The sequence below is a fragment of the Streptomyces sp. NPDC041124 genome (genome assembly GCF_055592385.1).
The window spans coordinates 316,582-329,645 of record NZ_JBVIYR010000011.1 but is presented as its reverse complement, the minus strand read 5'-3'; the positions used below and the strand labels follow the sequence as shown (position 1 = coordinate 329,645).

The following is a 13,064-nucleotide window of genomic DNA, read 5'->3' as shown; positions in this document are numbered from 1 at the left end:
CCGGCGCCGTTGCCGCCGGCCTTGACGACGGTGCCGCCGTGCACGGCGACGACCGGGGTGCCGGTCGGGACGGCGTAGTCCTGGCCGGAGTGCTTGGAGGCCCACATGCCGCCGTTGGCGGCGTAGCTGGCGGAGAGCTGGTAGCTCTTCACGGGGGAGACCCAGGACGCCTGCTTCTTGGCGGCTGCCTTGGTGGCCTTCTGGACCGTGACGGCCTGCGTCTTCGCGGCCTCGGCCTGGGCGGCGGCCTGCGCCTGGACGGCGGTGGCGCTGCCGGACACGGCCGTGTTCTCGGCGGCGGCGACCGCGACCCCGGCTCCCAGGACGACCGTGGAGCCCAGACCGGCGGCCAGGACGGCCGCGCGGGTGCGGGTGGCGGTCGTACGGGGGAAACGGGACGTGACGCGCTCGAACATCGAAACCTCATGGGGGAGGGGGCGGGGGAAGCCATCCGCGGAACAGGTCCGTGCCGCGCTGGCTGTTCCTTGGTAACCGCCGCCGCCCAAATGCCGCAAAGGTGTGACCTACGAAGAAAGGCCGTACTTCGGGCGTGAGACCCACGTCTCTTGACGAAGGGGTCTCCGTAGGGCGAAACCCCCCATTTCAAGCTGATCGATCGACCTTGCGCACCAAATGTCCGATTCGAGGAGTGCCGCTTCTCGACTATTCCGGTTAGTACGCGATGTCCGGCTTGTGCAGCATGTCACCGGGCGCCCGGCCCAGAGGCCCGGAGAATGTGGCGTGGGTCTCCGGCCGTTCGCCCAACCGCCGCCCCCTCAGGCGAAGAAGTCCACCAGCAGGCGATTGAGCCCCGCGGGCCGCTCGGTGGGGAGCGAGTGGTGGGAGGCGCCGGGGAGGGTGACGACCCGCGCGCCGGGCATGAGCCGCCGCGCGGCGGCCGCCACGCGGGACGTGTCGTGGGCGCGGCTGCGCTCGGCCAGGCAGACCAGGGTCGGTACGGAGCAGGCCCGCAGGGTGTCCTTCCCGGGGCGCGGCATGGGGAGGACCTTGGACCGCTTCGCCACGGCCGTGCTGTCCAGGAACGCCCGCCACACCGGGTCCTCCGGATCGCCGCCGGTCTCCCACCGGTGGAAGGCCCGGGGGCGCTCGGCGGCGGGCTTCAGGGACGTCAGCACCGCGTGCAGGAGGTAGCGCCCGCTCATCCGGGCGAAGCACTGCACCGGGTCCAGCAGCGCCAGCCCGTCGACCCGCCGGGGCGCGTGCAGGGCGTACCGCAGGGCGATCCAGGCGCCGTAGGAGTGACCGCAGAGCCGGACCCGGTCCAGGCCCAGCCCGTCGAGCAGCGCGTCGAGCCAGGCCGTCAGGTCGCCGGTGCCCCGCAGCGGAGCCCCGTCGTGCACGCTGCGGCCGTAGTCGCCGATCAGGTCGACGGCGTACACCCGGTGGGCCGCGGCCAGCTCCCCGACGTTGGCGAACCAGACGGCCGAGGTCGTTCCGCCGCCGGGCAGGAGGACCAGCGGGGAGCCGTCCTCGGGCCCGCAGACGTTCACCCGGGTACTGCCGTACGGCGTCGGCACGTCCCTGCCGAACACCTCGACGGGCCACCCCCGCAGCACCTCGTCGTACGCCGCGTGGAACGCGGCCTCGTCACTCGTCTTCCCCCGCCGCCCCATATCTGCCGCCCCCCTGCGCCGATCGGTGATCCGGCGTTAACCTACGCGCGTCCAAGGGCGGTTCACCAGGGCCCGCCACTGATCACCCTGCCCGCGTTCATCCGCTCCGGGCGCCCTACCTGATGGGGTGAACCTCGGAACATCTGATCCCGAGACAGCCGACCCACCGGTTGTGTGGATGCCGTACTCCCTTCCACCAGCCCGCCCCACGAACGGAACGGTCATGTCGGCACCACCGGAACCGGATCTCTACATCATCGAAACCGAGCCGGAAGTCCGAGCATGGCTGGAAACGCTCCCGCATCAGGACTGCGGAGCCGTCGAACGCTTCGCGGACAGACTCGCCGCAGAGGGCCACGCACTGCCTTTTCCGCTCGCCAGCCACCTAGGGGGCGGTGCGAGAACTACGCATCGGGCAGGTGCGCGTCACCTACTGGTTCGCCCCCGGGCGAAGAGTGGTCCTCCTTACTGTCTTCCGAAAGACCAGAATGAGGGAGAGGGACGAGGTGTCGAGAGCGCAGCGGGCGAGGAAACTGTGCGCGGCGGAGCACGCCCCTGCTGGTGAGCACGCCGTCTGCAGTAGGGACGAGGAGGCCCGATGAGCAGCGGATACCACACCAGCTGGACAGTGCCGCCGGAGCACCGTGAGGATCCGGCGTACCGTGCCGCGGGCCGTCGGATGGACTTCGCCCAGGCCGTCTACGACCGGCGCTTCGCTCTCGGCTGGTCCACCGCAGAGCTCGCCAGGCGCGCGGAGCTCTCCGAAGAGGCGATCGAGGCCATCGAGGAGAGCAGCGTCGATCCCACACTGGAGCTGATCGAGCGACTGGCGACGGCGCTGGAGGCCGGAGCGCGCATCGATCCCCGGACAAGTCCGGAGTTCCGCTTCGAGGATCACGCGGCCTGAATCGTCCGACGGCGTTTCCCGGGACCGGCCGTTCGGGCCGGTTCATCCCTCCGAGCCGGGCGACAGGGCTTCTCCCTCGCGCGCATCTCGGCGGGGACGCGGCGGAGCCCGGACGGTGGCTTCGCATCAACGGACACCGCCGTGTCCTGCTCAAGCCGGAGGCCCTGCCCGGCGGGCGGCGGCGCCCCCGCCGGGCGGAGCGGTACCTTCGACCTCACGCCGATGTGGGGCCGATGAGGAGAGTCAACGTGAGCAAGTACGTGCGGCCCGCCGCCGAGGGTGCCGATCCGTTCGGGACGGCGCGGCTGCGGCGCGGTGTCCTGGACGCCTGGGCCACCAGTCCCGCCCGCTTCCGCGAGGACGCCAACGCGGAGGAGGACCTCGTCCTCGGCGGGTACCGGGACCGTCTCGTCGTCGAGCTCGCGCAGAACGCCGCCGACGCCGCCGCCCGGGCCGGCGTACCGGGGCGGCTCCGGCTCACCCTGCGGGACGGGGTCCTCGTCGCCGCGAACACCGGGGCCCCGCTGGACGCGGCCGGAGTCGAGTCGCTGTCCACGCTGCGGGCCTCCGCGAAGCGGGACGCGCCGGACCGGGCCGTGGGCCGGTTCGGCGTCGGGTTCGCCGCCGTGCTCGCGGTCACCGACGAGCCCGCCGTCGTCGGACGGCACGGCGGGGTCAGGTGGTCGCTGGCCGAGGCGCGGGACCTGGCGAACGAGGCTGCCGCCGGACAGGGCGCCGGGCTGGGCGACGAGATCCGCCGGCGGGACGGGCACGTACCGCTGCTGCGGCTTCCCTTCGCCGCCGAGGGGACCGCGCCCGACCCGTACGACACGGCCGTCATCCTCCCGCTACGGGACCCGGCCGCCGCCGACCTCGCCGAACGGCTGCTGAACGCCGTCGACGACGCGCTGGTGCTGGCCCTGCCCGGCCTGGAGGACGTCGTCGTCGAGATCGGGGACGCCGAGCCCCGTACCGTGCGGCGGCGCGACGAGGCCGGCCTCACCGTCGTCGAGGACTCGCGCGACGGCGTGACCCGCTGGCGCACCGCCGCCGCGCACGGGCCGCTCACCCCCGACCTGCTCGCCGACCGGCCCGTCGAGGAGCGGCTGCGACCGCACTGGTCGGTCACCTGGGCCGTACCCGTGGACACCGACGGGAGCCCCGCCCGGCCCCGCACCAGCCCCGTCGTGCACGCGCCCACCCCGAGCGACGAACCCCTCGGCGTGCCCGCGCTGCTCATCGCCTCCCTCCCGCTGGATTCCACCCGCCGGCACGCCGCCCCCGGCCCGCTCACCGACTTCCTCGTGCAGCGCGCGGCCGACGCCTACGCCGGGCTGCTCGCCGACTGGCGGCCGGTGACCGCCGGGATCATCGGCCTCGTGCCCGGCCCCCTCGGCAGGGGCGAGCTGGACGGCGCCCTGCGCCAGGCCATCCTGGAGCGGCTGCCGCGCACGTCCTTCCTGCCTCCGGCCGTCGAACGCAGGGGACAGGAGGAGGGCGACGACGAACTGCCCGAGTCCCTGCGGCCCCGGGACGCCGAGGTCGTCGAGGGCGCCGGGGCCGACACCGTACGGGTCCTGGCGGAGGTGCTCCCCACGCTCCTGCCCGCCGGCCTCGAACGCCGGGCCGAGCTGCGCACCCTCGGGGTCGCCCGGGTGCCGCTCACCGACGCCATCGACCGGCTGGCCGGCCTGGAGAAGTCCCCCGGCTGGTGGCGACGGCTCTACGACAGCCTCGCCGGGGTCGACCCCGACCGGCTGTCCGGGCTGCCGGTGCCGCTCGCTGGGGGCACCTCCCAGGCTTTCGGCTCCGGGGGAGGGAGGACGACGATCGGGCCCCGGCAGGTGCTGCTGCCCACCCCCGACTCGGCCTCCCTCGACGGCGAACTCCTCGCCCGGCTCGGCCTCAAGGTCGCCCACCCGGACGCCGCGCACCCCCTGCTGGAGAAGCTCGGCGCCCTCCCCGCCACCCCGCGCGCCGTCCTCACCACCCCGCAGGTGCGGGCCGCCGTCGCCGCCTCGCTGGACGACGACGGCGGGACGAACTGGGAGGACGACACCCCGGACGCCGAGGAACTCGCCGACACCGTGCTCGGGCTGGTGCGCGACGCCGCCCTCGAACCGGGCGACGAGCCCTGGCTGGGCGCGCTCGCCCTGACCGACGAGGACGGCGAACTCTCCCCGGCCTGCGAACTCGTCCTCCCCGGCGGACCCTTCGCGCAGGTCATGCGCGAGGGCGAACTCGCTGCCGTGGACGGTGAACTGGCCGCCAAGTGGGGCGAACAGCCGCTCGCCGCCTGCGGGGTGCTGGTGGACTTCGTCCTGGTCCGCGCCACCGACGTCGTCCTCGACCCCGACGAACTGGAGCCCCGGGACGGAGACTTCCCAGAGCCGGACGACGCCGGGCTGCTGGACGCCGTCGACGTGTGGAGCGAGGACGTCCTCGACCGCTTCCCGGACAGTCCCGTGCCGCCCGTCGCCACCGAGATCGTCGCCGTGCGCGACCTCGACCTCGTGGACGACGACCGCTGGCCGCAGGCCCTCGCCCTGCTGTCCCGGCCCCCGCTGCGCGACGCGCTCGTCCAGCCGGTGCGCATCCTGCTGCACGACGGCACCCACGAGGTCGTACGGCCCTACACCGCGTGGTGGCTGCGCGGGCACCCGGTGATCGGCGGACGCCGCCCGGCCGGACTGCGGGCCGCCGGCAGCGATCCGCTGCTGCGGGGCCTGTACGAGGAGGCCGACGCGACCGGCTTCGAGGACGAACAGGTGCTGCGCGCGCTGGGCGTACGGACGTCCGTGGCGGCCCTGCTCGACGAGCCCGGCGGCGCGGCCGAGCTCCTCGACCGGCTCGCCGACCCCGCCCGGCCGGTCACCGCGGCCCAGCTGCACGCCCTGTACGGGGCGCTGGCCGAGCTGGACCCCGAGCAGGTGACCCTGCCGGAGGAGCTGCGGGCCGTGGTCGACGGGCGGGTCGAGGTGGTGGACGCCGCGGACGCGGTGGTCGTCGACTCGCCCGACCTGCTGCCGTTCACGTCGGGCGTCCCGCTGCTGCCGGTCCGGCCGGCGCGGGCCGCCGACCTGGCGGAGCTGTTCCAGGTGCGGCGGCTGAGCGAATCCGTCACCGGGGAGGTCGGCTCCGAGGGCACCGGGCACGACGTACCGGAGTCGGTGCGGGTGCTGCTCGGACCGGGGACGCCGGCGTCGTACGTGGAGCACGAGGAGCTGGTCGTCGACGGTGTCGAGATCGACTGGCGGCTCGCCGACGACGGGGTGCCGCACGCGGCCACGCTGGAGGGGGTGGCCGCGGGACTCGCCTGGGCGGCGGGGCAGTGGCCGCGGCGCTTCGAGGTGGCGGCGCTGCTGGAGGACCCGTCGCGCACGGAGGAACTGGCCCGCGACCGCTGGTTCGACTGACCCGGCGGCGGGGTCCGGGCCGGGCCTCGGCTCCGGGCCCCGGGGCTTTCGAGCCCCGGGGCCCCGGCAGGTACCTCAGGCACCTGGGACCTGCCCGGTGTGGGTGCCGGGCGGGGGTATGGCGCAGCCCGGCGCCCGTGGGGTGCCGTCGCGCCTGCCCTCCCCCACTCTCGGCTTCGCTCGAGCGGGAGGTACCCCCATCGCCCTGCGGCACGACCGCCCCCGGAGGGCGGAGGGCGGAGGCGGGGAGCGGAGGGTAGCCGCCGCGTTGCTTGCTCTCGCGCCACTACCGACCTGGTGCTGTGACCGCATAGGTTCGCCGGGCCGGTGGTCGTGGCGGTTGGATGTGCGGTGATGTCCGGTCCGACCGCTGGCGGGGCGGTGGCCGAGCCTGTCCGTGTGCGCAGACTGGCCGACCAGGAGGGCCAGAAGCGGCAGCAGACAGTGCGCCGGGGCAGTACCAACTCGGTGCACTGCCGGCGGGCGATGATGCTGCCGGCCTCGGCCGGCGGGAACCGGGTGCCGGTGATCGCCCAGTCGGCGCGGGAGTGAGTCCCTCTCGACTGCCTGTGGGCGGTCGTATCGACGGTTCTCCGATCGGAGGGATGAAGTCCTCGACGGCACTGACACCCCAGGGCAGGCGCCGCCCTGGGCGGGACGAGTGTCAGACCGGCCCGCCGAGGTCTTGCACGATCCAGCCCGGTGCGTCAGGGCGCACCGGCTGAGCGCCGACCAGGTCCGCCAAGTGCGTCTCGAGGCTCGCGAGCTCGCTGGAACCGATCTGCTGTTTCCATTGATCACGCAACTCGTCAAAGATCGATTCGCCTTGTCGCAGCACTTCGTAGCCGAGTGGGGTGACGTGCAGGCGCTTGCGGCGGGCGTCGAGGGGGTCCGTGTCTCGTGCCACGTATCCGCGCTCCTGCAGCACCGTGATGGTTTTCGCTGCCGCCTGCTTGGAGACCGACAGGCGCCGCCCGAGTTCTGAAGCGTTGTCCGCGCCGGCGGCGATGGCTCGCATGGCGAAGTCATGGACGGGACGCACGTCCTCGTAGCCGCGGCGGGCCAACTCGGCGGTCGCGGCGTCCACCAGCGAGCGAAAACCTCCGAGCAGGAGCAGTGCGAGATCAGCGCCAGATTGTGACATGGAAGAAGACTACGGCGACCACAGACTCGACATCGACAACCTTGTTGTCTATAGTTTGGACAACATGGTTGTCGAATTGAGGAGATTGATGGACGTCACGTATCCGGGCCCCACGCTTGCGGGTGTTTCCCACCACCTCGCAGAGGTCAACGGAACACAGTTGCACTACGCAGCGGCGGGAGCCAGTGGATCGCCCGTCCTTCTGGTCCACGGGTTTCCCGAGACCTGGTGGACTTTTCACAAGATTATCCCGCTCCTCGCGGAGAACCACCGGGTCTTCGCCGTCGACCTGCGCGGCTTCGGGGACTCCGACAACGGGCCGGGCGAGTACGACAGCAAGACCTCGGCAGAGGACCTGCACCTTCTCATCGAACAGCTCGACGTCGGCCCGGTCCACCTGACCGGGCAGGACATCAGCGGAGCGACCGTCTTCCGCCTGGCGGTCACCCACCCGCAGGACGTACGTAGTCTCACCGCGATCGAGATGGGCCTGCCCGGATTCGGCCTCGAAAGGCTGGCCGACATCACCCACGGCGGCGCCTGGCACATCGGTGTCCTCGCGGCACCCGGCATCCCCGAGATGCTCCTGACCGGCCGCGAGCGAGAATTTCTGGGACAGTTCGCATTCCCCGCCCTGAACGCGACCCCAGGAGCCATTGCCGACACCGACATTGAGGAGTTCGCCCGCACCTACTCCCGCCCCGACGGCTGGCGCGGAGCGATCGGCCTCTACCAGTCGATGCTCAGGGAGGGTCCCGAGATCAAGGCTCTTGCCGACACGCACGGCCTGACCGTGCCTGTACTCGCGGTCGGCGCGGGCGGAGGTCCCTTCACGGTTGGCACCATGTCCCAGGCCGCAGCAACCGAAGTGAGCTCGGTGTCACTCGACGGTGTGGGTCACTATGCCGCGATGGAGGCCCCCGCGGAGTTGGCGAAGGCCATTCTCCAATTCATCGGGAACATCGACGCCCTCTAGTGTTCTGACCGCACCAGTTCGTCGATCGCGTCAGTGACGAAGGGGCGTCCGCCCCAGCGGATGCCCTTCTCGCTTCGGATGCGGGCGCGTTCCTCGCGTTCGGCGGCCAGGACGCCTGGGTGGCGGGCGTTGGCGTTGCGCCGGCGCAGGTAGACGTGCAGTGCCCGGGTCTGCACGGTGTGGCTGGGGTGGTGGGAGTTGGCGATGGTGAACTGCCGCAGCGGTCCGAAGTGTGCCTCGATCGGGTTCGCCCACGAGGCGTAGGCCGGGGTGAAGCACGACTCGACCTTGTTCTTCTTCGCCCAGCGGCGGATGCCGGTGCCCTTGTGGGCGGACAGGTTGTCCAGGATCACGTAGATCGGGGCGCCGTCGGGCCGAGCAGCGCGGATCGGCTTCAGCGCGGCCAGCGTGTTCACGGCACCCCGTACGGCGCCGGTCCGCGGCGGTGAGGAGTCACCGGCGCGGGAGCGCCCGGGGGACGGGGTCAGCCGCGCCGCCAGGTCTGGTTGGCGGTGCCGGTGCAGGGCCACAGCTTGACCGGCGTGCCGTCGGCCTCCTTGCCCCACCACACGTCGACGCACTTGTCGCCGGCCTTGAGCGACACCAGGTCCTCGGTGCTGTTGATCTTGAACTTCTGTCCGCTCGACCCGTCGCACCGCTGCAGCAGGACGGCCGTTTCCTTCTCCACCGACCCGCCGTCCAGCCCCATGCACAGGTCCTCACCGATGCGCAGGGTCCTGTCGGTGTCGTGGAAGGACCAGGTCTGGGTGCCTGCCGAGGCTCCACAGGGCTGGATGGCCAGCTCCGCCCCGGCCCTGCGGGAGCTCGCGGTGAGGCACTTGCCGGTGTCGGCGCTGACGATCCGGGCGGTGGCGACGGTGACCGTCGTGTCCGCCTTCCTCTCGGCCTGCCGGACCGGCTCCTTCGCCGCGTCCTCCTCCTTCCTCCCCTCCGTGACGGCCTGCGGGCTTGCGCCGGTGACGGAGCCGGAGCCGTCCGGGGACGCCTTGCCGTCGTCCTTCGCCTCCTCCTTGCCGTCCTTCGCCCTCCTCCCGTCCTTCTCGTCGCCGCCTTCCCCGCCCTTCGACGAGTCCGCCGGAGCGTCGTCCTTCGAGGGCTCCGCGGCATAGACGCCCGGCTGCTGCTGTTCCTCCTGACCGTCGAGCAGCGCCCGGGAGTCGGCAGCCGCGTCGGCTCGTCCCCCGGGTCGCTCGTCGCGGTCGTCACCGGCCATGACCAGCAGCGGTACGGCGAGCAGGATCACCCCGGCAATCCCTGCGGCGGCCAGCACGGGGGCCTTCGGCCGCCCCGGCGCGCCGTCGCCGCTTTCCCTCCCGGCCCCGCGGGCGCCGCCGAGTGCGGCAGCCAGTCCGGACGAGGAGGCTGCGGTGCGGGCCGACGTGGCGGTGCTCGCCGCCGTCTCCGGCCGTTCCCCGCGGTCCGTGCCCGGTTCCGCGGCCCCTTCCCGTGCCTTCGGCCCGTTCGCGGCCGAGGCCGTCCCGGCCCCGGCCGTGGCGGCGGAGGGGGTGTCCGTCCCGCCCCGGCCGGTCCCGTCGGCCCTCGCGGCGCCTTCGGTGGCGGCGGCGGTGGCGCTCGCGGTGGCCGCGCCGCGGCGCGGGGCGGGCCGCAGCACGGCCTGCCCCACGTCGTCGCCCACCGGGGACAGCACCACCGCGCGACGGACCGGTGACCCGCCGTCGGTGCCGGCCGGACGGGCGGACTCGCCGCCGACCGGCCTGTTCTGCCGTGACATTGCTCGTTCTCCTTCGGTCTCACGGTTGTCTGCCGCATGGCGGCCGCACACTCGCGGCGCCCTGCGGCCGGGGCGCGGTGCCGGGTGCGGACCGCCCCGGGCCTCCCCCGGCGGGACGGGCACGACACGGTCCGGGGCGATCGCCCCCTCAGCGCCCGGCGGTCGGCTGTCCGCCCGGCCGGGGAGGTACGGCTCCGGGCCGCAGGGGAACGGATGGGCCGGCCCCGTGCCGGCCCCGTTCCCGCCGAGCACCACAGCGCGCGGGGCGCCGCGTCCTCGCCTCCACGACGACGGAATCGGATCGGTTCACGGCCACTGCGGCACCGTAGTGGGGTCAGATGACCGGCAAGGCGTCCGGGACGTCACCCCACCGGCCCCCGCGCGTCTCCTCCTGGTCATCTTCTCGCCGTCGCACGGCACGCCGACGGGTCCCGCCGGTGGCGTGACCGGGGCCGCGACGGCCTCGGCGCCCACCGGGGGTGGCCGGCCGTGCATGGCCTGGATGAGCGGTGAGCCGGGAGGAGATCCCGACCGCGTAGGGCAGGCTCCGTTCCTCCAGGCCGAGGCGGAAGGCGGTCGCATCGCCGTAGCGGGCGTCCGCGACCACCAGCGGGATGTCGAGGCCAGCCCCACGAGCGGGTCTCGTCGATCATGTCCAGGGCCAGCTGCCACTTCTCCACATGCCCCGCCTGGTCGGGGATGCCGCAGCGACCACGGTGGGCGACCTTGACCGGATCGGCCTCGGGTGAGGCCGGTCCCAAGACGCAGGCACGAACAGCCGCCAGTCGATCGCGGCCGAGGCACGGTCGGTGGCCAGATGCACCGAGACGCCCACCTGGCAGTTGGTGACCTTGCCCGCGGTGCCGGTGTACTGCCGGGCCACACACGCCGAGGCGTCCCCGTCTTGAGGAACCCGGTGTCGTCGACGATCAGGGCTTCCGGGCCGATCGCCTCGTGCATCTTCCAGGCCAGCCGGGCCCGCACATACGCGGGATCCCACGGGCTGGAGGTGATGAAGTGCGCCAGTGCCTGCCGGTTGCCGTCCTCGCCCAGCCGTGCCGCCATCGGCTCCACCGACTTGCGCCGCCCCTCCAGCAGCAACCCGCGCACATACGCCTGCCCCCACCGCCGCTGGTCCGCCCGGAAGAACCCGTCGAACAACTCCGCCGCGAAAGCCTCCAGGTCCTCCCGGAACCCGGGGCCGCCCCGTCACTCCGAGGGTGCCCGGGTCGCGCCGGACGGGGTGTCGGCGGATGCCTCCAGCTCGCGGGCCAGCGTCACCGCGTCGTACGGGCCGGTGTGCCGGCGGTTGCCGATGAAGAACGTCGGCGCGCCGCGCACTCCGCTGGCCTCCGCGCTGGCGGCGTCCTCGCGGACCCGCTCGGCGGTCTCCTCGGCGTCGAGGTCGCGGAGGAACTTCTCCACGTCGAGGCCGAGGCCGGCGGCGTACCCCGCGGTGTCCTCGTACTCGAGCTCGTCCTGGTGCTGGTAGAGCAGGTCGTGCATCTCCCAGAACCGTCCCTGCGCGTCGGCCGCGACGGCCGCCCGCGCGGCGAGCTCGGAGTGCGGGTGGACGTCGGGCAGCGGCAGGTGCCGGAAGACGTAGCGGAACCGGTCGCCGAAGCGCTGCCGCAGTTCCTTGGTGACGCCGGTGGCGCGCGCGCAGAACGGGCACTCGAAGTCGCCGTACTCCACCAGCGTCAGCGGCGCGTCCGGGGGACCGAGGATGTGGTCCTTCTCCGGGTCGACCGGGCGGTCCAGGAAGCGGGGCAGGTCCGCGTCCGTCTGGCCCTTCAGCACGGCGGCCAGGTGGAGCACGATCCAGCCGAGCACGGTGGCGAACACGGCGGCGAGCAGCACACCGACGGTCGCCTCGGCGCGGACAGCCGGGTCGTCGAAGGCGAGCTGGACGATCAGCAGGGAGACGGTGAACCCGAGACCGGACAGCGCGCCCCCGCCCAGGACGTGGCCCGGAGCCACCCCCGTCGGCAGCCTGCCGAGGCCGAACCGGGTGCCGAAGGCGGCGCCGCCCCAGATGCCGATCGTCTTGCCGGCGACGAGGCCCACGACGACCGCCCAGGTGAGCGAGGAGCCGAGCGCGTTGGTCAGGACGCCGTCGCGCAGGTCCACACCGGCGTTGGCCAGGGCGAACACCGGGACGATCACATAGCTGGACCAGGGGTGCAGGACCGTCTGGAGCCGCTCGTTGACGGAGACGGCCTTCTGCAGCCCCTTGCGTGCCGTCTTGCCGACGTCGGCGCGGGGCGACTGGCGGAAGGCGCGGAAGAGCCGCGCGGCCTGCTCGACCCCCTCGCGGGAGGGCTTGCGGGCGGGGATGAGGAGACCGCCGAGCATGCCGGCGATGGAGGCGTGCAGTCCGGCGTTGAGCGTGGCGAGCCACATCACCAGGACGATCAGCACGTACGGGGCGGCCCGCCAGACGCCGAAGCGGGTCAGCGCGGACAGGACCACACCCAGCAGCAGCGCGGCGATCAGCTCCGGCACGTTGATGCTGCCCGAGTAGACGACGCCGATCACGGTGACGGCCACGATGTCGTCGATGACGGTGATGGCGAGCAGGAAGACACGCAACTGGGTGACGAACCGGGGGCCCACCACGGCGAGCGCGCCCAGCATGAACGCCGTGTCGGTGCCGATGACGACACCCCAGGCCTTGGCGGCGTCACCCCCGGGCGCGATCGCCAGGTACAGCAGGACGGGCACGAGCATGCCGCCGATGCCGGCGAGGCCCGGGATCACGATCCGCCGCCGGTCGTTCAGCGAGCCGACGGACACCTCGTGGCGCACCTCCAGACCGATGACGAAGAAGAACAGGGCCATCAGTCCGTCGTTGACCCAGTGGCTCAGGTCCATCGACAGGCGGGCGTCGCCGAGTGTGACGGACGCCTCGGTGTGCCAGAGGGAGGTGTACGCCTCCGACCAGGGCGAATTAGCCCATATCAGGGCGACCATCACGGCGACCAGGAGCAGGCCGGCGCTGCCCGCCTCGGTCGACATGAAGGCCCGCACCGGCGCGGACAGCTGGGCCGCCAGTTCGCTCCTTCGCGACTGGGACTGGGAGTTCACGGTCTTCTTCCCGCGCAGCTTCATCAGGTTTTCCGTCTCCGATCACTGGGGTCGGCAGACTCCATGGTCCCGCATCGCACGGGTGAAGCGCGGTTCCCGGCGCCCCGGACGGGGCGCCGGCCCACCGCCTGAGCAGCCACGACGGGC

At 72.9% G+C, this 13,064-nt stretch carries 7 protein-coding genes and 4 pseudogenes; 4 read left to right on the top strand and 7 right to left on the bottom strand.

The genetic code is table 11. The features are described from left to right. Positions 1–416, bottom strand: a pseudogene (locus tag ACZ6A9_RS28165) (M23 family metallopeptidase); the annotation flags it as partial. Between the two features lie 360 nt (positions 417–776). Further along, positions 777–1,634, bottom strand: coding sequence for an alpha/beta fold hydrolase (locus ACZ6A9_RS28160; RefSeq protein ID WP_468990755.1), 858 nt, complete (start codon positions 1,632–1,634; stop codon positions 777–779). 598 nt (positions 1,635–2,232) lie between these two features. Here ACZ6A9_RS28160 and ACZ6A9_RS28155 point away from each other — a divergent pair. The 3 genes and pseudogenes from ACZ6A9_RS28155 to ACZ6A9_RS28145 form a co-directional block, all read left to right on the top strand. Further along, positions 2,233–2,541, top strand: a complete 309-nt coding sequence (locus ACZ6A9_RS28155) for a helix-turn-helix domain-containing protein (RefSeq protein WP_468990753.1) — start codon at positions 2,233–2,235, stop codon at positions 2,539–2,541. A gap of 248 nt (positions 2,542–2,789) precedes the next feature. After that, positions 2,790–5,957, top strand: coding sequence for a sacsin N-terminal ATP-binding-like domain-containing protein (locus tag ACZ6A9_RS28150; RefSeq protein ID WP_468990748.1), 3,168 nt, complete (start codon positions 2,790–2,792; stop codon positions 5,955–5,957). 381 nt (positions 5,958–6,338) lie between these two features. Beyond that, a pseudogene (locus ACZ6A9_RS28145) lies at positions 6,339–6,494 on the top strand (IS630 family transposase); the annotation flags it as partial. Positions 6,495–6,621: 127 nt separating this feature from the next. Here the strand turns inward: ACZ6A9_RS28145 and ACZ6A9_RS28140 are convergent. Beyond that, positions 6,622–7,101 (bottom strand): MarR family winged helix-turn-helix transcriptional regulator, encoded by a 480-nt coding sequence (locus tag ACZ6A9_RS28140; RefSeq protein WP_468990744.1) that lies wholly within the window; start codon positions 7,099–7,101, stop codon positions 6,622–6,624. On the opposite strand from ACZ6A9_RS28140, the gene ACZ6A9_RS28135 reads away from it, so the two are divergent. Beyond that, complete coding sequence (locus ACZ6A9_RS28135) at positions 7,100–8,077, top strand: alpha/beta fold hydrolase (protein ID WP_468990741.1); 978 nt, start codon at positions 7,100–7,102, stop codon at positions 8,075–8,077. The two genes, ACZ6A9_RS28140 and ACZ6A9_RS28135, sit on opposite strands and share 2 nt — an antisense overlap. Here the strand turns inward: ACZ6A9_RS28135 and ACZ6A9_RS28130 are convergent. From ACZ6A9_RS28130 to nhaA, 4 genes and pseudogenes are all read right to left on the bottom strand, one after another. Beyond that, positions 8,074–8,502: pseudogene (locus ACZ6A9_RS28130) on the bottom strand (transposase); the annotation flags it as partial. The gene ACZ6A9_RS28135 and the pseudogene ACZ6A9_RS28130 sit on opposite strands and share 4 nt — an antisense overlap. 59 nt (positions 8,503–8,561) lie before the next feature. After that, positions 8,562–9,830 carry a ricin-type beta-trefoil lectin domain protein gene (locus ACZ6A9_RS28125; RefSeq protein ID WP_468990738.1) on the bottom strand — a complete coding sequence of 423 codons (1,269 nt, stop codon included), beginning with the start codon at positions 9,828–9,830 and terminating at the stop codon, positions 8,562–8,564. A 475-nt stretch (positions 9,831–10,305) separates the two neighbouring features. After that, a pseudogene (locus tag ACZ6A9_RS28120) lies at positions 10,306–11,012 on the bottom strand (IS701 family transposase); the annotation flags it as partial. A 27-nt stretch (positions 11,013–11,039) separates the two neighbouring features. Further along, entirely contained in the window at positions 11,040–12,941 is a 1,902-nt protein-coding gene (gene nhaA / locus ACZ6A9_RS28115; protein ID WP_468990736.1) for a Na+/H+ antiporter NhaA, read from the bottom strand. Positions 12,942–13,064 lie beyond the last annotated feature (123 nt).